The following is a 19,678-nucleotide window of genomic DNA, read 5'->3' as shown; positions in this document are numbered from 1 at the left end:
GCAGCCCGAGCAGGATGCCGGCGTCCGTCATCGCCTCGACCAGGTAGTAGAAGTAGGCGGGGCCGGAGCCGGAGAGCGCGGTGGCGGCGTCCTGCTGCTTCTCGGGGACGCGCAGGGTCTTGCCGACCGGCTGGAAGATCGCCTCGGTGCGCGCCAGGTGGGTCTCGTCGGCGTGCCGTCCCGCGGAGATCACGGACATGCCCTCGTCCACGAGCACGGGGGTGTTGGGCATGACCCGGACGACCGCCGTGCCCTCGGTGAGGCGTTCCTCGAAGAAGGCGGTGGGGATGCCGGCGGCGGCGCTGATCACGAGCTTGTCGGCGCCGACGTGCGGGGCGAGTTCGGCGAGCAGGGCACCCATGTCCTGGGGCTTGACGGCGAGGATGAGGGTGTCGGCGGTCTTGGCGGCGTGCGCGTTGCCGACGGCCTCGACGCCGTAGCGGGTCTGCAGTTCCTCGGCGCGTTCGGTGCGGCGGGCGGTGACCAGCAGGTCCTCGGGGGCCCAGCCGGCCCTGATCATCCCGGAGAGCAGCGCCTCGCCGATCTTCCCGGTGCCGAGCACGGCGACGGTCTGCGTCAGGGCGGTGGTGGCGGTCATGGCGGTTCACCTCAAGCGGTACGGGGCTCCCTGTCCGGTCATCCTCGCAGGGGCGGGGGCGAGGTGGTGGCCGCGTCCACTCCTCGGGCAGGCGAACCGGGGGTCAGACCGTCTCGTCGAGGTGGTCGGCGTAGTGGTCGAGCGCGCGGCGGTAGCGGGCGACGGCGGGTGCGGAGCTGGTGGCCGTGAGGAGTTTGAGCAGGTCGGCCACGGCGTCGCCGGAGCGGCCGAGGTTGTGCAGGGCGATCGCGCGGAAGGCGGTCAGGGCCGGGTCGCCCGGGTATTCGGCGAGGGCGCGGTCGAAGGCGGCGAGCGCGTCGTCGTACCGGCCCAGCACCCGGTAGGTGCTGGCGAGGCCGGTGTGGGCGCCGAGCCGGTCCTCGTCGTCCAGGCCGCCGACGGCGAGCGCGGTCTCGTAGAACGGGACGGCTTCGGCTTCGAGGCCGAGGCGGTCGTGCAGCCAGGCGGTCTGGTACGCGACGGCGGGGTCCTGCGGGTGCCGCGCGGCGAGGGCGAGCAGGGCGTCGCGGTCCCCTGCCTCGCGCAGCCGGGTCGCTTCGGCCGCGGCGTGCGCGTCGTACGAGGTCATGGCCGTCATCATGCCGTACGGGGTCGCGCCGTACGGCGGGTACTCCCGGGGCGGTAGGGACCGGTAGGGGGCGGCTCAGGGTCATCCCCTATGGCGTGCGGGCGGGGCGGGGTGGACCGTTGCGGTATGAGTCGTTCATCCCGTGAAATCTCTGTATCGGGCGCGGAGAAGCGGCACTTGGCCGTGGCTTCCGTGACCCTCGGACCCTGGCGGCCGGCCGCCGTCGTGGGCGCGCTGGGCGGTGGAGTGTCGCTGGTCCTGCACCTCGTGGGCGGGCACTTCGGGCTCGGCATCCTGAGCAGCGCGCTGTCGGTGGCCGCGCTGCTGTTCTTCTGCGTGGGCGGGGCGGGCTCGGTGCTCGGCTACTCCTCGCGGGGCGCCGGCCGGGACCACCGCATCAGGCGCTGGGCGCGCTCGCACCCGTGGCAGGTGGCCGCCGTGCCGGCCGGGATGATGTTCCTGACCGACGTGGTGGTGCGGCAGGTGCTCACCAGCCAGGGCCTCTTCGGGTCGGTGTGGACCGGCCTGTGGCACGGTGCCGTGGTGGCGGCGGTGGTCGGCGTCGCGGGCACGTTCAGCAGGTCTCGGGCGTAGCGCGCGAGCACCCTCCGCGGGCGTCGAACCGCGGGCACGGTTCGCGGGCGACGGCGGTACGCGTACGGGGGCGACCGCCGGCGACCCGCGCCCGCCCCACCGACTCCCCCAGCACCCACCGGCTCCGCTAACGCACCGCCCGCAGCACCAGGTCGGCGAGCCGACGACCCGCCTCGTCGTCCAGGGGCGCGTGTTCGATCAGCAGCCGGTACCACAGCACGCCGTAGACCACGTCGATCAGCAGCTCCAGCGAGAGGTCGGGCGCGATCTCGCCGCGGGCGGCGGCCCGTTCGAGGATCTCCCGGAGCACCGCGCGCCGCCGGAACAGGAAGCGCTCCCGGAACGCCGTCGCGAAGACCGGGTCGAGCAGCGCCTGCGCCATCAGGCCGGCCAGCACCGGCCGCTGCCCGCGCTGCCGGAAGGTCTCGGCGAGGAATCCCCTCAGGTCGTCCGCCAGCGAGCCCTCGTCCGGCACCGTGATCGTCGTCTCGGACAGGTCGAGCAGGGCGGTCAGCACGACGTCCGCCTTCGACGGCCACCAGCGGTAGATCGTCTGCTTGCCGACGCCGGCCCGCGCGGCGATGCCCTCCACCGTCAGCGCGGCGTATCCGCGCTCCTTCAACTCGTCCATCGCCGCGCCCAGGATCGCCTGGCGCGCGGCCTCGCTGCGTGGCCGCCCCGGCCGCCGGTCACCCGTCATGCGCTCACCTTACTTTACAAGACGGTACGTCTCGATATAGAAACGAGACATCGCGTATCGAATCAACGAGGGAGCACGGACATGCGTGTGGTGATCATGGGCGGCACGGCCGGCATCGGGCTCGCGACGGCCCGGGCGCTGCGGGCGGACGGCGCCGAGGTCGTCGTGACCGGGCGGAACCGGGAGCGGCTATCGGCGGCCGCCGCCGAGGGGCTGACCGCCGAGCGCGTCGACGGGACCGACGAGGACGCGGTCGCCGCGTTCTTCGAGCGGATCGGCGCCTTCGAGCACCTGGTGCTCGCCTTCAGCTCGGGCCATGTCGGCGTCGGCCCGATCAAGGACACCGAACTCGCCGACATACGCGCCGCGTTCGACGGCAAGCTCTTCGCCTACCTGTTCGCCGTCCAGCGGGCGCGGGTCACCGGCTCGGTGACGCTGCTCTCGGCGGCGTCCGCGCGCGCCGGTCTGCCGGGGCTGGCCGGGCTCGCGGCGGTGAACGGCGCCATCGAGCGGATGGTCTCCCCGCTGGCCGCCGACCTCGCCCCGGTCCGGGTCAACGCGGTCTCGCCGGGCGTCATCGACACCGACTGGTGGGCGTTCCTGCCCGAGGAGCAGCGCGCGGCCCAGTTCGCCGCCACCGCGGAGTCCGTCCCGTCCGGGCGGGTCGGCACCGCCGAGGACGTCGCGGGCGCGATCCGCTACGTGATCGGCGCGGACTACGTGACGGGCTCGATCCTGCCGGTGGACGGCGGGTTCACGGTGGCGTGAGGAGGGTGCACGGCGGCGCGCGGCAGGCGGACGGCGGCGCGACCGAGGGCGCGAGGCCGTGAAGGGGCGCGGATACGGTGACGCGGCCGGGCCGCGGCGCTACCGGCGGCGCTTGGCGGCGCCGCGGACTTTGCCGCGGCCGGCCGGGTTGCCGGTGCGCTGCGCCCGGCGGCGCTCGTACTGCTCCCGCGCCTGTTCGTACTCCGCCCGGAGCAGCCGCTCCCCCGGCGCCTCGTACAGGCTCCGCACGAAGTACGCCAGCAGCGCGCCGACGAAGCCGATCACGTACAGGCCCTGCATCGAGCCGCCCGTGTCCGGGTCGGCGCCGGCCGCCGAGGGGCGGATGCGTACGTAGCCGCGCCACGTTCGGACGAACATCAGCACGCTGCACACCGCGAAACCGGCGATGGCCAGGACGTTCACGAACAGGCCGACGTCGGCGTCCGTCAGGCCCTGGAAGCCGAAGAGCAGCACCAGCGCGCCGATCACCGCGCTCACCAGCGACCCGACCGCCACGCCCACCCGCCGCAGCGCGTAGCCGCCGTTGTGGCCGACCCAGGTCGTCCCGAAGAACCGGATCGGCTCGGGCCGCGGGGCTCCGGCCGTACGGTCGCGGTCCTCGCCGGGCCCATGGGTGTCGCTCACGTCATCGATTATGCGGGATCGGCCCGACGCGCCCGTCCGGCCGCCTGCCCGGTCACCGGCGCGGCGCGGACCCGTTCCGTGTCAGGAGTAGCCCCAGAGCCGTTAAAGCTCGTGGATTCGCGACGGGGTTGCGGAGGCCGTGGCGTTAGCATCTGCGGGTCGGACCCGAGGAACGGAGACTTCACCCGTGCGCCACCCTCGTGTAGGTGTTGCCATTCTGACGATGGGCACCCGGCCCGCGGAACTCCTCGCGCTGCTGGAGTCCGTGGCGGCGCAGGAGACCCCGGCGACGCGGGTGGTGGTCGTGGGGAACGGCTCGCCTCTGCCGGATCTGCCCAAGGAGGTGGCCACGGTCGAGCTGAGCGAGAACCTCGGGATTCCCGGCGGCCGCAACGTGGCGATCGAGGCCCTGCGGGAGTTCGGCGACGTGGACGTCGTGGTCGACCTGGACGACGACGGGCTGCTGCTGGGCACCGACGTCTTCACCCGGCTGTGCGCGCTGTACGAGGCCGACGACCGGCTGGGCGTGGTGGGTTTTCGGATCGCGGACGAGCGGGGGCGCACCGCGCGCCGGCACGTGCCGCGGCTGCGGGCGTCCGATCCGATGCGCGGCGGGCTGGTGACCACGTTCCTGGGCGGCGGGCACGGCCTGTCGATGCGGATGCTCGACGAGATCGGCGGCTGGCCGGACCCGTTCTTCTACGCGCACGAGGAGACGGACCTCGCCTGGCGCGCGCTGGACGCGCGCTGGAACGTCCGGTACGCGCCGGAGCTGGTGCTCCAGCACCCGTGGACCTCGCCGACCCGGCACGCGGTCTACTACCGCAACCTCGCAAGGAACCGGGTCTGGCTGGCCAAGCGCCACCTTCCGGTGCTGCTGGTGCCCGCGTACCTGGGGGTGTGGACGGCGCTGACCGTGGCGCGCACCCGGTCGGGGGCCGGGCTCAAGGCGTGGTGCGCGGGGTTCGTCGAGGGCGTGCGTACGCCGTGCCCGCCGCGCCGCCCGATGCGGTGGTCCACCGCGTGGCGGATGGCCCGGCTCGGCCGGCCCCCGCTGATCTGATCGCGCCGATCTATCAACGGGGGCCCGGCGAGGCGGGGTTCAGCGCTCCAGCAGGGTGACGTCGCGCACGGCGCCCTTGTCCGCGCTGGTCGCCATCGCCGCGTACGCGCGCAGCGCGGTGGAGACGTGGCGGGTGCGGTCGCGGGGCGCGTACACGCCGTTCAGGGCCTCCCGGCGGGTGGCCAACTCCTCGTCGGAGACGAGCAGTTCCATGGTGCGGTTCGGGATGTCGATCCTGATCCGGTCACCGTCCTCGACCAGCGCGATGGTGCCGCCGGAGGCCGCCTCGGGCGAGGCGTGGCCGATGGACAGGCCCGAAGTGCCGCCGGAGAAGCGGCCGTCGGTGACCAGCGCGCAGACCTTGCCCAGGCCGCGACCCTTGAGGAAGGACGTCGGGTAGAGCATCTCCTGCATGCCCGGGCCGCCGCGCGGACCCTCGTAGCGGATGACCACCACGTCGCCGGGGGTGACCTGCTTGGCGAGGATCTTCTCGACGGCCTCCTCCTGCGACTCGCAGACGACGGCCGGGCCCTCGAAGGTCCAGATCGACTCGTCGACGCCCGCGGTCTTCACCACGGCGCCGTCCACCGCGAGGTTGCCGCGCAGCACCGCGAGGCCGCCGTCCTTGGAGTAGGCGTGCTCGACGTCGCGGATGCAGCCGCCGGCCGCGTCGGTGTCGAGGATGTCCCACCGCTCGGACTGGGAGAACGCCTCGGCGGAGCGGACGCAGCCGGGGGCGGCGTGCCACAGCTCGACGGCTTCCGGCGACGGGGAGCCGCCGCGCACGTCCCAGGTGTCGAGCCACTGCTTGATCGAGGGCGAGTGCACGGTGTGCACGTCCTCGTTGAGCAGCCCGCCGCGGTAGAGCTCGCCGAGGATGGCGGGGATGCCGCCGGCCCGGTGCACGTCCTCCATGTAGTACGTGCCGCCGGGTGCCACGTTGGGCGCGACCTTGGCCAGGCACGGCACGCGGCGCGAGACCTCGTCCATCTCGCTGAGGCCGTAGGTGACCTCGGCCTCCTGGGCCGCGGCCAGCAGGTGCAGGATCGTGTTGGTGGAGCCGCCCATCGAGATGTCCAGCGCCATCGCGTTCTCGAAGGCGGCCGGGGTGGCGATGGCGCGCGGCAGCACCGACGCGTCGTCCTGCTCGTAGTACCGCTTGGCCAGGTCCACCACGGTGGCGCCGGCCTTCTCGTACAGCGCGCGGCGGGCGGTGTGGGTGGCGAGCACCGAGCCGTTGCCGGGCAGGGCCAGGCCGATCGCCTCGGTGAGGCAGTTCATCGAGTTGGCGGTGAACATGCCGGAACACGAGCCGCAGGTCGGGCAGGCGTTCTCCTCGATGCGGAGGATGTCCTCGTCGGAGACGTCGTCGTTGACGGCGTCGGAGATCGCGTTGATCAGGTCGAGCTTGCGGACGGTGCCGTCGACGAGGGTGGCGCGGCCGGCCTCCATGGGGCCGCCGGAGACGAAGACCGTCGGGATGTTGAGGCGCAGCGCGGCCATCAGCATGCCCGGGGTGATCTTGTCGCAGTTGGAGATGCAGATCAGGGCGTCCGCGCAGTGCGCCTGGACCATGTACTCCACGGAGTCGGCGATCAGGTCGCGGGAGGGCAGCGAGTACAGCATGCCGCCGTGGCCCATCGCGATGCCGTCGTCCACGGCGATCGTGTTGAACTCGCGCGGCACCGCGCCCGCCGCGAGGATCGCCTCGGAGACGATCCGGCCGACCGGCTGGAGGTGCGTGTGACCCGGTACGAACTCGGTGAAGCTGTTGGCGACCGCGACGATCGGCTTGCCAATGTCGGAGTTGGCGACGCCGGACGCGCGCATCAACGCGCGGGCGCCGGCCATGTTGCGGCCGTGGGTGACCGTACGTGACCTCAGCTCGGGCACGGTTTCCCCTCCTTCTTGGACCCGGGTTTCGCCCCTCGGGTCCACGTCGCTCGTACGAGTCTGCGCTGCCGGGACTCGCGACTGCCTGGACGACGAGCCTACGCCCGCGGCCCAGGATTCGGACGTCCCGTCCGCATGGTGGCCCCGGGCCGGAGGGGGGGTCGGGCCGGCAGGGAGGGTCAGGGCACCCTGACGGCGGCGAGGTGCAGCCGGGTGAAGGCCAAGGCCTCCGCGAGGTCCTCCTCGCGTTCGGCCGCGGACATCGCCCGCCGGGTGTTCACCTCGATCACCACGTGCCCGCCGAAACCGCCGGAGGCCAGCGCGCCCAGCAGTTCCGCGCAGGGCTGCGAGCCGCGTCCGGGCACCAGGTGCTCGTCCTTCGCCGAGCCGTTGCCGTCGGCCATGTGCACATGGGCCAGCCGGTCGCCCATCCGCGCGGCCATCTCCAGCGCCTCGCTGCGCGAGGTGGCCGCGTGCGAGAGGTCGACCGTGAAGTGCCGGTAGTCCTCCTTGGTCACGTCCCAGTCGGGGGCGTACGCGAGCATCTCGCGGTCGCGGTAGCGCCAGGGGTACATGTTCTCCACGGCGAACCGGATGTCCGTCTCGTCGGCCATCCGCCACACCCCGCGCACGAAGTCGCGGGCGTACCCGCGCTGCCAGCGGAAGGGCGGGTGCACCACGACGGTGGAGGCGCCCAGCCGCTGGGCGGCGGCGCGGGCCCGCAGGAGCTTGGTCCACGGGTCGGTGGACCACACCCGCTGGGTGATCAGCAGGCACGGCGCGTGCACCGCGAGGATCGGCACCTGGTGGTAGTCCGACAGCCGGCGCAGCGCCTCGACGTCCTGGCTGACCGGGTCGGTCCACACCATGACCTCGACGCCGTCGTAGCCGAGCCGCGCGGCGATCTCGAACGCGGTCGCGGTGGACTCGGGGTAGACCGAGGCGGTGGACAGCGCGACCTTCACGTCCTTCCTGCCGGACGAATCGCGCATTCCCGAAATACCGGACACAGCGGCGACACGGCCTCGGCGGGCGTCGCGCGCCTCGGGTCGGTCCGCTGCTTCTGGCACGCAAGCCAGCGTACGGCGACCGGCCGGACGAACGGCACCGCCGCCGGTGGGACAGCGCCCGGCCGACCGCCGTCCGGCCGCTCGTGGAGCCGCCGGACGGCCCTCGTATGACACGCGCCACGTGGACCGCGCGCGGCCGTTCGCCTGCGGGCGACCGCTCGTACGAGGCCCGCGGCGGCGCCGGCTCAGGCGGGGCGGCGGGCCACCGAGGAGGCGGGCAGGTCCTCCGGGGCCACCGAGGAGGCGGCCGGGCCGGGCCCCGCGGCCCGGTCCCGCGCGGCCGAGGCCACCTCGCCCACCATCACGTCGAGCTTGCGAAGGATCACCCCTTCGCGCAGCGCCCACGGGCAGATCTCCAGCTCGTCGACGTCGAAGAGGTCCATCGCGCCCTCGGCGACCAGCGCGCCCGCCAGCAGTTGACGGGCGCGGCCCTCGGAGACGCCGGGCAGCGCGGAGCGGCGGGCGGCGCTCATCGCGGCCAGCCGCGGCACCCACTCCTCCAGCACCTCGCGCCGCAGCGTGCGCTGCACGTACAGGCCGTCCGCGCTGCGGGCGGCGCCGCCGATCCGGGCGAGCTGGCGGAACGTCTTGGAGGTGCCGACGGCGTGGTCGGGGCGGCCCAGCCGGGCGAACTCCGGCACCGCACGCGCTATCTCGGCCCGGGCGTGCTTGCGCAGGGCGCGCACGTCGGCGGTGGCGGGCGGGTCACCGGGCAGCCAGCTGCCGGTCAGCCGGCCGGCGCCGAGCGGCAGGGAGACGGCCGCGTCCGGGTACTCGTCCATGCCGAAGGCGACCTCCAGCGAGCCGCCACCGATGTCCAGCACCAGCAGCCGGCCCGCGGACCAGCCGAACCAGCGGCGTACCGCGAGGAAGGTCAGCCGGGCCTCGTCGGCACCGGACAGCACCGTCAGCCGTACGCCGGTCCCGCGCTCGACCCGGTCCAGCACCTCCTCGCCGTTGGCGGCCTCGCGGATCGCGGAGGTGGCGAACGCCAGGACGTCCTCGACGCCCTTGTCCTCCGCCACCCGCATCGCGTCCGCGACGGTGCTCACCAGCCGGTCCACCCCGGTCCCGCCGATCGCGCCGCGCACGTCGAGCAGTTCGGCCAGCCGCAGCTCGGCCTTGTGCGAGTACGCCGGCAGCGGCCGCGCGCCCGGGTGCGCGTCCACCACCAAGAGGTGAACGGTGTTGGAACCCACGTCGAGCACTCCCAGTCGCATGGGCAGCACTGTAGCCAGCGGCGCTCCCGGGTGGCGCCGGCCGGCGCCGCCGCCCGTATTCGGCGCCGCGTCCGGCACCTGCGTTCGGCGCCCGTCTTCGCATCCGCCGGCCCGCTCCGGTCCGGCGCCCCGGACCCGCGTGACCGCATTCGGCGCATTACGGTCTTACGCTTGGGCGCGTGGCGAAGGTGAAGACCCGCAAGGGCACGAAGAAGAGCGCCGGGACGACCGCGGCGAGCAAGGCAGGCGTGCCCGACGAGGCCGGGCTGGACTTCGCCCGGGCCTGGGTGGAGTTCGTCGACCCCGCCGACGAGGAACAGGTCTTCCGGTGCGACCTGACCTGGCTCACCTCGCGCTGGACGTGCGTCTTCGGCAGCGGCTGCCAGGGCATCGTGGCCGGCCGGGCGGAGGACGGCTGCTGCTCGCTCGGCGCGCACTTCTCTGACGACGACGACGAGAAGCGGGTCGCCGGGCACGTGGCCCGGCTCACCGCGGACGACTGGCAGTTCCACGACATCGGCACCGGCGCGGACGGGTTCTGGGCCGAGGAGAACGAGGACGGCGAGCGGCAGACCCGCGTGGTGGACGGCGCCTGCGTCTTCTCCAACCGGCCCGGGTTCGCCGGCGGGCAGGGCTGCGCGCTGCACGCGCTCGCGCTGCGCGAGGGCCGCGAACCGCTGGAGACCAAGCCCGACGTGTGCTGGCAGCTGCCGATCCGCCGCACCTTCGACTGGATGGACCGGCCCGACGACAGCCGGGTGCTGGTCGTGTCGATCGGGGAGTACGACCGGCGCGGGTGGGGCCCCGGGGGCCACGACCTGCACTGGTGGTGCACCTCGGCGACCTCCGCGCACGGAGCCGGGGAGCCGGTCTACGTCTCCTACCGGCCCGAGCTCACGGAGCTGATGGGGGCGGCCGGGTACGCGGAACTGGCGGCGCTGTGCGAGGCGCGGCTGGCGTCCGCGCTGCCCCTGGTGGCACCGCACCCGGCGGACCCGGCGACCGCCCGGGAGTAGCCGCGGGCTGTGTCCGGGGGTTCCCTGTGTCCGAGGGTTCCCCCGCCCGCTCACCCGCCGACTCTCTTCCGCGACTGCCCGGCCGGGCAGTCGCGGAAGAGAGTCGGCGGAAGTCGTTGGCGGCCGGTGGGCCGGGACTCACCCGGAGGCGGTCGCCGATGCGGAAGGCGTGGAGCTGTCCGTGGGAGTGGCCGACTGCGTCGGAGGGGTGCTGCTCGGCGGCGGAGAGGACGAACTCGGCGGCGGGGAGCTGCTCTCGGTGCTCCCCCCGGTCGGCGACGCGGAGACCGGTGGCACCGACCGCCGGGAGGACCCCTGCAAGGTGACCGTCGCGTCGCCCGGCGTGAACCGGATCTGCGCCGACCACGACCCGGACGGCTCCAGGGAGCGGTCCACCCGGATCACCAGAGTGACCGTTTCCCCTGGCTTCAAGGTGCCCGAACGCGCCGAGAACTCCAGCCAGTACGCGGACGTGGCCGCCGCCCACGTCACCGGCGCGGCGCCCCCCGCGGTGAGCGTGACGTACGTACGCCCGTAGCCGGGCCGCGCCGCGACCTCCAGCCACCCCGCGCCCTTGGCCACCGAGGAGGCCGGCGGCGCCGTGCCCCCGCTGACCGCCACGGTCGCGTCCTGCGGCGCCCCCGCGGACGACGGCGCCCCCGAGCCCTCCGGCGCGGCGGGCGCGCTCGGTGACGGCCCGGCGTTCCCCGCCTTCTCGTACGGCACCCCGTCGATCCCGTCCGGCGCGGACGCGCTGCGCCCGTCGTGCGAGTTCTCGCCCAGCGGGGTGGCCCGGTAGGCCGCCCACACCGCGAGCACGGGTGCGGCGACGACCGCCGCGACCACCGTGGTGGTCACCGCCCGGTGCCGCAGCACCGCCCGCCGGGCCGCCTTGTCGCCGAGGTCGGTGGGGAAGCCGCGCCGGTCGAAGCGCGGCGTGGACTCCCGGGCCCGCCCGAACCCGGTGTCCATGGCGTGCAGCAGCGCCGCGTACGCCGCCGAGCGCGGCGCCTCCACCAGCGGCAGCACCGCCGCGGCGTCGGCCGCGCCCGGCCACGGCCCGTCGGCGACGACCCGCTCGGCGGTGCGCCGGCACACCGGGCAGTCGTCCACGTGCCGGACCAGTTCGGTGCGCAGCGCGGTACCGAGCAGCACCTGCGTGTCCCCGGCCAGCTGCGCCACCTCCGGGCAGCTGCCGGTGTCCACGACGGCCATCGCCGTACGGGTCCGCTCCACCTCGCAGGCGGCCCGGGCCAGCCGGGTCCTGGCCGCCTCCGCGTCGAGCCCGACCACATGGGCGACTTCACGCGGCGCGAGCTGGTGGCGTACCGCCAGCTCCAGCGCCTCACGCTGCTCCGGACTGGTGCCGGCCGACTCCGGCCAGGCCAGCGAGGCGAGTTGGGCCCGCCGCTGCTCGGCCACCGACTCCGAGGTGTGCGGCGCGACCGGCTTGCCCGCCGCGAGCCGGCGCAGGCACACCCACCGGGCGAGCGCGTACAGCCACGGCCTGCGCAGCCCCGGGTCGCGCAGCCTGACCCGCTGCCGCTCGGCCAGCGCCAGCACCTCGCCGAGTGCGCCGGACGCCGCGTCGTGCTCGCACAGGATGGACAGGCAGTACGTGAACAGGCCGTCGAGATACGGCTCGTAGTGCGCCGGAGGCTGCATGGGCAGCGTGCCCTGCGGCCGCCGGGCACGGCCCTCACGGTGGCCGCCGTGCCCCCGGCCGGCCCGCTCGGGCTCCGCGTCGGCACACGGCCGTCCGGCCGGAGCACGGTGTTTGCGGTGGGCTCCGGTGCTCTGCGTCGGGTTGGGGCTTTCCTGCCTGCTCATCACCGGGCGACGGTAGGCCCGTGAACGCCCTCGGTTCAGCACTCCCGGCCTTGTTTAACCCATATGGGTAATGATCCGCCACAAAAAGGGGACAGGACGGTCACACGTACGAGTGAACGCGGTTGTCCGCCCCGCCCGCTACGGTGAACCGCATGGCCACCCGCAAACCCGCGTCCAAGGACCGTCCCTCCTATCGCTGCACCGAGTGCGGCTGGACCACGGTGAAGTGGCTCGGCCGCTGCGGCGAGTGCCAAGCCTGGGGCACCGTCGAGGAGTTCGGCGGCGCACCCGCGGTCCGCACCACCGCCCCCGGCCGGGTGACATCAGCCGCCCGCCCGATCGCCCAGGTCGACGGCACCCAGGCCACCGCCCGCTCCACCGGCGTACCCGAGTTGGACCGGGTGCTCGGCGGCGGCCTGGTGCCCGGCGCCGTCGTCCTGCTGGCCGGCGAGCCCGGGGTCGGCAAGTCCACGCTGCTGCTCGACGTGGCCGCGAAGGCGTCCGGGCCGCAGCACCCGACGCTCTACGTCACCGGCGAGGAGTCCGCCTCCCAGGTGCGGCTGCGCGCCGACCGGATCGGCGCCCTCGCCGACCACCTCTACCTCGCCGCCGAGACCGACCTGTCCGCGGTCCTCGGCCACCTCGACGACGTCAAGCCGGCCCTGCTCGTCCTGGACTCCGTGCAGACCGTCGCCTCGCCCGAGATCGACGGCGCGCCCGGCGGCATGGCCCAGGTCCGCGAGGTCGCCGGCGCCCTGATCCGGGCGTCCAAGGAACGCGGCATGTCCACGCTGCTGGTCGGCCACGTCACCAAGGACGGCGCGATCGCCGGGCCCCGGCTGCTGGAGCACCTGGTCGACGTCGTGCTCAGCTTCGAAGGCGACCGGCACGCCCGGCTGCGGCTGATCCGCGGGGTGAAGAACCGCTACGGCGCGACCGAGGAGGTCGGCTGCTTCGAGCTCCACGACGAGGGCATCACCGGGCTCGCCGACCCCTCCGGGCTCTTCCTCACCCGCCGCGACGAACCCGTGCCCGGCACCTGCCTGACCGTCACGCTCGAAGGGCGCCGGCCCCTGGTCGCCGAGGTGCAGGCGCTCACCGTGGACACCCAGATCCCCTCCCCGCGCCGCACCACCTCCGGCCTGGAGAACTCCCGGGTGTCCATGATGCTGGCCGTCCTCGAACAGCGCGGCCGGATCAAGTCCATCGGCAAGCAGGACATCTACACCGCCACCGTCGGCGGGGTGAAGCTCACCGAGCCCGCGGCCGACCTGGCGGTGGCGCTGGCGCTGGCCAGTGCCGCGATCGACACGCCTCTGCCGAAGAACCTCGTCGCCGTCGGCGAGGTCGGCCTCGCCGGCGAGGTGCGGCGCGTCACCGGCGTCCAGCGCCGCCTCTCCGAGGCCCACCGCCTCGGCTTCACCCACGCCCTCGTTCCCCCCGACCCCGGCAAGATCCCTGCGGGCATGCGCGTCACCGAAGTCGCCGACATCTCCGACGCCCTCCGCACTCTCCCCCGCCGCGCCTGACCCCCCGGGGTGCCCCCGGACCCCGTCCCGGGACCATCCCCCGGTGGGTGGCTTGTCGCGCGGTTCCCCGCGCCCCCGCGTAAGTGCGGCTCACCCCGTGCTCGCCCCGAAGGGACAGGGCATACCCAGGGGCGCGGGGAACCGCGCGCTCAGCAGGCCACCGGGGGGCGCCCCGGGACAAGGCGCAACCGTGACGGCGGTCACCGTAACCACCCCACAAACAGGTGGTCCCTCAACCGACAGCACCCCCCACCCCGGGCGGGTCCGCCCAAGCCCCCCGCAGGGAGTCGTAAACTTTGCCCAAACGCAGCGACCGTGAGGAGCAGAGTGGCAGCCAACGACCGGGCAGGGGGCGCCGCCCCGGCTCGTAGGGCAGCGGGCGACTCCTCCGGGCGCGCCGGCAGCGGGCTGGGCAGCGACGGCGGCCTGATGCGCGCCTCACTGAGCGCGGTCGCCCCGGGCACCGGCCTGCGGGACGGCCTGGAACGGATCGTCCGCGGCAACACCGGCGGCCTGATCGTCCTCGGCATGGACAAGACCGTCGAATCGCTCTGCACCGGCGGCTTCGTCCTGGACGTGGAGTTCACCGCGACCCGGCTGCGCGAGCTGTGCAAGCTCGACGGCGCCCTGATCCTCGACAAGGACATCACCAAGATCCTGCGGGCCGGCGTGCAACTCGTGCCGGACCCGACCATCCCCACCGAGGAGACCGGCACCCGGCACCGCACCGCGGACCGGGTCAGCCGCCAGGTCAACTTCCCGGTGGTGTCGGTCAGCCAGTCGATGCGGCTGATCGCGCTGTACGTCGACGGGCAGCGCCGCGTCCTGGAGGACTCCGCGGCGATCCTGTCCCGCGCCAACCAGGCCCTGGCCACCCTGGAGCGGTACAAGCTCCGGCTCGACGAAGTGGCCGGCACCCTGTCCGCGCTGGAGATCGAGGACCTGGTGACGGTGCGCGATGTCACCGCCGTCGCCCAGCGGTTGGAGATGGTCCGCCGGATCGCCACCGAAATCGCCGAGTACGTCGTGGAGTTGGGCTCCGACGGGCGCCTGCTCGCGCTCCAGCTCGACGAGTTGATCGCCGGCGTGGAGCCCGAACGCGAGCTCGTCGCGCGCGACTACGTCCCCGAGCCGACCGCCAAGCGCAGCCGTACCGTCGTGGAGGCGATGGCCGAACTGGACGCGCTGCCGCAGAACGAGTTGATCGAACTCACCACGGTGGCACGCGCGTTGGGCTACACCGGGTCGCCGGAGTCGTTGGACTCCGCGGTCTCGCCGCGCGGTTACCGGCTGCTGGCCAAGGTGCCGCGGCTGCCGAACACCATCATCGAGCGGCTGGTCGAGCACTTCGGCGGCCTGCAGAAGCTGCTCGCCGCCAGCGTGGACGACCTCCAGACCGTCGAGGGCGTCGGCGAGGCCCGCGCCCGGTCGGTCCGCGAGGGCCTGTCCCGGCTGGCCGAGTCCTCGATCCTCGAACGGTACGTGTAAGTCCGGTCGTTCAGCCGGTCCGGCCGTTCAGTCGGTCCGGTCGGCGTCCGGTCGGTTCAGTCGTCCGTGAGCTGGAAGGACGCCTGCTTGCTGCCGTACCCGGACTTCTGCAGCTGCACCAGGTAGGTGCCGGGCTTGGCCTGCGCGCCCTTCGGCTTCGCGCACTGCGGCGAGCTGGTCTTGCCGTTCCAGCGCAGCGTGTAGGACATCGAGGAGTGCGCGGGCACCTGGAGCAGGTGGGAGCCGGTGGTCGGGCAGTCGTCCGACGCCCAGACGTGGCTGGCGCCCGGCGCGCCGGTGACCGTGAACACCGCGCTCTTCGGCCCGACGTCGATCTTGCAGCCGGCCGCGCCGGAGTTCGTCGCCACCAGCCGGAACTCCGGGTCCTGGCCGGGCTGGTAGGAGTTGCGCACGCTGCTGAGCGAGAGCGTGACGGTGCCCGGGGCGCAGGTCGGCAGCGAGGAGCCGGCCGGCACTTCCTGGCCGGGCGACGGCACCGCGCCGCCGGCGCCGCCGCTGCCGGAGCCGGCCGTGCCCGCGCCTGCCGCGGAGCCGCCGTCACCCGCGCCGCTCGAAGAGCCGCCGCCCGCGCCGCCGTTGGAACCGCCGTTGTCGCCGCCACCGGACGAGCCGCCGGACGAGTCGCTCGGCGCGGTGTCGCGGCCGCCGGGCTCCCCGCCGTTGTGCGGGCCGGACGGCGTGGGACCCGGGGTGATCGTGGCCGCCGGGGTGTGCGAGTCGGCGGGGGCGCTCGCCCCGTGGCCTCCGCCGCCACCACGGAAGTTGACCACCCATACCGCGATCGCCGCCGCCAGCGCGAGCAGGCACAGCAAAACAGCCCGCCGCCGCCAGTAGATAGACGATGGCAGAGGTCCGACGGGATTGCGCACAGAGCCCACAGACGCACTCTAGGGGAGATCAGTACCGTGGTGTCGCACCACCCGCCGCCATACGTCCGCTCTTTGCCGATCATCACGTTTACATCGCCCCGAAGTTGCCCCTCTCGGCACCCCAACTCGCCGCCGCACGGCGCCATCCGCGGCACCCCGACTCCGTCGTCACCCTGACGCAAACATCGGTAGCTGTCCGTGTCCATTGTCCTTGGCATGTGCGAGGATCGACCCGCGATGAGCAATGACCTCTCCTCCACCCAGCTTCCCGCGTCGCCCCTCTCGACGGACGACGCCGCGGCCGGCGCCCCCGGCGGCTCCGCCCGCCCCGCGCCGGTGACCACCCCTTCTTCCACGCCGGCACCCGAACCCGCGCCCGCGCCCGCGCCCTCATCCGACTCCCCGGCGCCCGTTCCCGTCGTGCTGCCCGCCGCCGGGGCCCTGCACGGCACCGTGATCGACTGGTTCGACGAACACGCGCGGGACCTGCCCTGGCGGCGGCCCGACGCGGGCGCCTGGTCGGTGATGGTGAGCGAGTTCATGCTGCAGCAGACCCCGGTGAACCGAGTGCTGCCGGTGCACGCGGAGTGGCTGGAGCGCTGGCCGCGCCCGGCCGACCTCGCCGCGGAGTCGCCGGGCGAGGCCGTCCGTGCCTGGGGCCGGCTCGGCTACCCCCGGCGCGCCCTGCGGCTGCACGCCGCCGCGACGGCCATAGCACATCAGCACAACGGCGAAGTACCTCGCGAGCACAGCGAGTTGCTGGCCCTGCCGGGCATCGGGGAGTACACCGCGGCGGCCGTGGCGTCGTTCGCGTACGGCCGGCGGCACATCGTTCTCGACACGAACGTGCGACGGGTCTTCGCACGGGTCGTCACCGGCGTGGAGTACCCGCCGAACGCCACGACGGCGGCGGAGCGCAAGATCGCGGCCGCCCTGCTGCCCGAGGACGACAGCACCGCGGCGCGATGGGCCGCGGCCACCATGGAGTTGGGCGCGCTGGTGTGCGCGGCGCGCTCCCCGCGGTGCGGCAGCTGCCCGCTGGCGGCCCGCTGCGCCTGGCGGTTGGCCGGCTCCCCCGCGCACGAGGGCCCGCCGCGGCGCGGCCAGACGTACGCGGGCACCGACCGGCAGGTGCGCGGCCGGCTGCTGGCGATCCTGCGGGCGAGCCGCAACCCGGTGCCGCGCGCCCTGCTGGACACCGCCTGGAGCGAGCCCGTGCAGCGTGCCCGCGCGCTCGACGGCCTGATCGCGGACGGTCTCGTGGAGCAACTGCCCGACGACCACTTCCGCCTGCCGGTCTGACCGAGCCGGCCGGCTCCCGTGCGCGGTGCGGGTGGGGGTGCAGATGCGGGCCGGAGGGATTCGAACCCCCGGAGGGTGTCACGGCAGATCCCGCCGCTCCCCCTCGACCGCCCGGGCGGGGGTACCTCCGCCCGGGCGGCGCAATGGGCCGCTCTGCCACAGCCCGCACCACCCGCACGCTGACGCCACCGCCCGGCCCCGGCGACCGTTTTACCGCCGCCCGGCGTCGCCCGCATATCGGTGCCGCGCCCCTCTCCGCCCCTCCCCCAGGCGCTGTTACACAACCGATGGGTTGCTGTGCGGTCGTCGTGCGGTGCTGGTCGCCAAAGCCCAACATCCGGTTCGTAGCGTCGATAGCGGCCGTGGGAGGCGTTCTCGTCGGCCCGTGAACGGTAGAGCGTTATCGGCGGGGTGGAGGCGGCACAGATGGCGGCGAACAGCGGGGTTCTGGAGTTCGAGGAGTACGTACGGACCCGGCAGGACGCCCTGTTGCGCAGTGCCCGGCGACTGGTGCCGGACCCGGTGGACGCCCAGGACCTGGTGCAGACCGCGCTGGTGCGTACCTACCCGCGCTGGGACGGCATCGCCGACAAGCGGCTCGCGGACGCGTACATGCGCCGGGTGATGATCAACACCAGGACCGAGTGGTGGCGCAGCCGGCGGCTGGAGGAGGTGCCGACCGGCGACCTGCCCGAGTCGAGCGTCGACGACGGTGCCGAGCAGCGCGCCGACCGGGAGATGCTGCGCGACGTGATGCGGGTGCTGGCGCCGCAGCAGCGGCAGGTGGTGATCATGCGGCACTACGGCCAGCTCAGCACCGAGGAGACGGCCCGTGCGTTGGGGATGTCGGCGGGTACCGTGAAGAGCACGCTGCACCGGGCGCTGGCCCGGCTGCGGCACGAGCTGGAGCACGGCAGGTACGGGTACACGCGGAGGGAGAGCCAGTGCGCCGCATAGCGCTGACCGCCGCCGTGGGTGCCTTCGCCTGCGTCACGGCCGCGGGCTGCGGTACGACGGTGACCGGTGCGCGGCAGGAGGGCCCGGCGCCCACCGCGACGATGAAGACGCCGGACACCGGCGCGCCCGCGCTCGCCGCCGACCCCGCCGCGCTGGCCGGAATGGTGCGGCGCGACCCCAGCGTGAGCGCCGACGTGCGGGAGGACCTGGAGCCGTGCACGGCCGGCGACGCCGACGACGACTCCGACGGCACCAGCCCGTCCGACGCGTCCGACGCCACCTACCCACTGGACACCGACTCCGGCGACCTCACCTCGGGCGACGGCCCGGACCTGGTGGTCAACGTCACCACCTGCGGCGACGGCCTCGGCATCGCCGCCTACGTGTACCGGATGACCGGCACGAAGTACCGCTGCGTGTTCGCCGACGAGCGCTCCCCGGTCTACGGGAGCGTGATCAACGGCCGGCTCCAGGTGGTCCACGAGGTCTACCGGACCGACGACGCGGTGGCGTATCCGACCGGTGAGGAAACGGTCACCTACGCCTGGCACGCCACCCACTTCCTCCAGGTCTCCCGCTCCTACTTCGACTTCGGCGCGAAGACGCCCACCGCGAAGCCCGAGCCGACCTCCACCGAGCCCGCGCCGCTGCCCAGCTCCGAACCGCTCGACCCGGGACTGCCGTCGGACACCGACCCGACCGCGTCGCCCTCCCGGACGCCCTCCGCCGCCGCGGAACCCAAGTCCTCGGCCGGTGTCGCGCGGGTCGGCAGTGCGAGTGGGGGACGATAGGGACATGGCCGCCACCCACGTGTTGTTCGTCGAGGACGACGACGTCATCCGCGAGGCGACCACGCTCGCCCTGGAGCGCGACGGCTTCCAGGTCACCGCGGCCCCCGACGGCGTCGCCGGGTTGGAGTCGTTCCGGGCACGGCAGCCCGACCTCGCCCTGCTCGACGTGATGGTGCCGGGCATCGACGGGGTGAGCCTGTGCCGCCGCATCCGCGACGAGTCCATGGTCCCGGTGATCATGGTCTCGGCACGGGCCGACGCGATCGACGTGGTGCTCGGCCTGGAGGCCGGCGCCGACGACTACGTCACCAAGCCGTTCGACGGCGCGGTGCTGGTCGCCCGCATCCGCGCGGTGCTGCGCCGTTTCCGCGCCGCCGCCCCCAGCGAGGAGGTCGACGAGGGCGCCGTGCTGTCCTTCGGGGATATCGAGATCGACCCGGAGGGCATGGAGGTCACCCGGGCCGGCCGCCGGCTGGCGCTGACCCCGACCGAGATGCGGCTGCTGCTGGAGTTCGCCGCCGCCCCCGGCACCGTGCTGTCCCGCGACCGCCTGCTGGCCCGGGTCTGGGACTACGCCTGGGGCGGCGACACCCGCGTGGTCGACGTCCACGTGCAGCGGCTGCGGACGAAGATCGGCCAGGACCGGCTGGAGACCGTACGCGGCTTCGGCTACAAGCTGAGGGCCTGAGGTGGCCGCGTACGAGCCGCCGCGTTCGCCGGTTCCCGGGCCCGCCC

19 protein-coding genes (1 of these 19 running past the window's edge) are annotated in these 19,678 nt (G+C 73.9%); 10 read left to right on the top strand and 9 right to left on the bottom strand.

The window, feature by feature from the left end; translation table 11 throughout:
• Nucleotides 1-580: the 5' portion of a pyrroline-5-carboxylate reductase gene (gene proC / locus OG370_RS24340; RefSeq protein WP_328474371.1), read on the bottom strand. The gene continues 227 nt to the left of window position 1, outside the view; only the first 580 of its 807 coding nucleotides appear in the window; the start codon lies at nt 578-580; its stop codon lies beyond the left edge, outside the window.
• Nucleotides 581-701: 121 nt separating this feature from the next.
• Nucleotides 702-1,187 (bottom strand): tetratricopeptide repeat protein, encoded by a 486-nt coding sequence (locus OG370_RS24335; RefSeq protein ID WP_328467692.1) that lies wholly within the window; start codon nt 1,185-1,187, stop codon nt 702-704.
• Between the two features lie 183 nt (nt 1,188-1,370).
• On the opposite strand from OG370_RS24335, the gene OG370_RS24330 reads away from it, so the two are divergent.
• Nucleotides 1,371-1,781, top strand: coding sequence for a hypothetical protein (locus tag OG370_RS24330; protein WP_328467690.1), 411 nt, complete (start codon nt 1,371-1,373; stop codon nt 1,779-1,781).
• Between the two features lie 127 nt (nt 1,782-1,908).
• Here OG370_RS24330 and OG370_RS24325 read toward each other — a convergent pair whose 3' ends face one another.
• Complete coding sequence (locus OG370_RS24325; RefSeq protein ID WP_328467688.1) at nt 1,909-2,481, bottom strand: TetR/AcrR family transcriptional regulator; 573 nt, start codon at nt 2,479-2,481, stop codon at nt 1,909-1,911.
• Nucleotides 2,482-2,562: 81 nt separating this feature from the next.
• Here OG370_RS24325 and OG370_RS24320 point away from each other — a divergent pair, with 81 nt between their 5' ends.
• Nucleotides 2,563-3,249, top strand: a complete 687-nt coding sequence (locus OG370_RS24320) for an SDR family oxidoreductase (RefSeq protein ID WP_328467686.1) — start codon at nt 2,563-2,565, stop codon at nt 3,247-3,249.
• 99 nt (nt 3,250-3,348) lie between these two features.
• Here OG370_RS24320 and OG370_RS24315 read toward each other — a convergent pair whose 3' ends face one another.
• Nucleotides 3,349-3,894 carry a hypothetical protein gene (locus OG370_RS24315; RefSeq protein WP_328467684.1) on the bottom strand — a complete coding sequence of 182 codons (546 nt, stop codon included), beginning with the start codon at nt 3,892-3,894 and terminating at the stop codon, nt 3,349-3,351.
• Nucleotides 3,895-4,081: 187 nt separating this feature from the next.
• Between OG370_RS24315 and OG370_RS24310 the strand changes: the two genes are divergently transcribed.
• Entirely contained in the window at nt 4,082-4,957 is an 876-nt protein-coding gene (locus tag OG370_RS24310; RefSeq protein WP_328467682.1) for a glycosyltransferase family 2 protein, read from the top strand.
• A gap of 39 nt (nt 4,958-4,996) precedes the next feature.
• On the opposite strand, the gene ilvD is transcribed toward OG370_RS24310, so the two are convergent.
• The 3 genes from ilvD to OG370_RS24295 all read right to left on the bottom strand — a co-directional run bounded on the left by ilvD (nt 4,997) and on the right by OG370_RS24295 (nt 9,140).
• Complete coding sequence (gene ilvD / locus OG370_RS24305; protein WP_328467680.1) at nt 4,997-6,850, bottom strand: dihydroxy-acid dehydratase; 1,854 nt, start codon at nt 6,848-6,850, stop codon at nt 4,997-4,999.
• Nucleotides 6,851-7,029: 179 nt separating this feature from the next.
• Nucleotides 7,030-7,842: a sugar phosphate isomerase/epimerase family protein gene (locus OG370_RS24300; RefSeq protein ID WP_328467678.1), complete on the bottom strand. Its 813-nt coding sequence runs from the start codon at nt 7,840-7,842 to the stop codon at nt 7,030-7,032.
• A gap of 263 nt (nt 7,843-8,105) precedes the next feature.
• A complete protein-coding gene (locus OG370_RS24295; RefSeq protein WP_328467676.1) occupies nt 8,106-9,140 on the bottom strand; it encodes a Ppx/GppA phosphatase family protein in 1,035 nt (344 codons plus the stop codon).
• A gap of 179 nt (nt 9,141-9,319) precedes the next feature.
• Between OG370_RS24295 and OG370_RS24290 the strand changes: the two genes are divergently transcribed.
• Nucleotides 9,320-10,156 carry a hypothetical protein gene (locus OG370_RS24290; RefSeq protein ID WP_443060734.1) on the top strand — a complete coding sequence of 279 codons (837 nt, stop codon included), beginning with the start codon at nt 9,320-9,322 and terminating at the stop codon, nt 10,154-10,156.
• A gap of 138 nt (nt 10,157-10,294) precedes the next feature.
• On the opposite strand, the gene OG370_RS24285 is transcribed toward OG370_RS24290, so the two are convergent.
• A complete protein-coding gene (locus tag OG370_RS24285) occupies nt 10,295-11,986 on the bottom strand; it encodes a BACON domain-containing protein (RefSeq protein WP_328467674.1) in 1,692 nt (563 codons plus the stop codon).
• A gap of 152 nt (nt 11,987-12,138) precedes the next feature.
• On the opposite strand from OG370_RS24285, the gene radA reads away from it, so the two are divergent.
• Nucleotides 12,139-13,515, top strand: a complete 1,377-nt coding sequence (gene radA, locus OG370_RS24280; protein WP_328467672.1) for a DNA repair protein RadA — start codon at nt 12,139-12,141, stop codon at nt 13,513-13,515.
• A gap of 327 nt (nt 13,516-13,842) precedes the next feature.
• Nucleotides 13,843-15,003: a DNA integrity scanning diadenylate cyclase DisA gene (gene disA, locus OG370_RS24275; RefSeq protein WP_402450564.1), complete on the top strand. Its 1,161-nt coding sequence runs from the start codon at nt 13,843-13,845 to the stop codon at nt 15,001-15,003.
• 56 nt (nt 15,004-15,059) lie between these two features.
• Here disA and OG370_RS24270 read toward each other — a convergent pair whose 3' ends face one another.
• Entirely contained in the window at nt 15,060-15,902 is an 843-nt protein-coding gene (locus tag OG370_RS24270) for a hypothetical protein (RefSeq protein WP_328467670.1), read from the bottom strand.
• Nucleotides 15,903-16,229: 327 nt separating this feature from the next.
• On the opposite strand from OG370_RS24270, the gene OG370_RS24265 reads away from it, so the two are divergent.
• The 4 genes from OG370_RS24265 (at nt 16,230) to cseB (ending at nt 19,631) form a co-directional block, all read left to right on the top strand.
• Complete coding sequence (locus tag OG370_RS24265) at nt 16,230-17,195, top strand: A/G-specific adenine glycosylase (RefSeq protein WP_328474366.1); 966 nt, start codon at nt 16,230-16,232, stop codon at nt 17,193-17,195.
• A 426-nt stretch (nt 17,196-17,621) separates the two neighbouring features.
• Entirely contained in the window at nt 17,622-18,152 is a 531-nt protein-coding gene (locus OG370_RS24260; protein ID WP_328467668.1) for a SigE family RNA polymerase sigma factor, read from the top strand.
• Nucleotides 18,140-18,943, top strand: a complete 804-nt coding sequence (locus OG370_RS24255; RefSeq protein ID WP_328467666.1) for a hypothetical protein — start codon at nt 18,140-18,142, stop codon at nt 18,941-18,943. The genes OG370_RS24260 and OG370_RS24255 overlap by 13 nt, the downstream gene beginning before the upstream one ends.
• A gap of 4 nt (nt 18,944-18,947) precedes the next feature.
• On the top strand, nt 18,948-19,631 hold the full coding sequence (gene cseB, locus OG370_RS24250) for a two-component system response regulator CseB (RefSeq protein ID WP_328467664.1): 684 nt from the start codon (nt 18,948-18,950) through the stop codon (nt 19,629-19,631).
• The last annotated feature ends 47 nt before the right edge of the window (nt 19,632-19,678 follow it).

It is taken from the genome of Streptomyces sp. NBC_00448, assembly GCF_036014115.1.
Taxonomy (GTDB): domain Bacteria; phylum Actinomycetota; class Actinomycetes; order Streptomycetales; family Streptomycetaceae; genus Actinacidiphila.
Note: the sequence above shows the minus strand (reverse complement) of the source record. Positions and strands in the feature narration are given on the sequence as shown.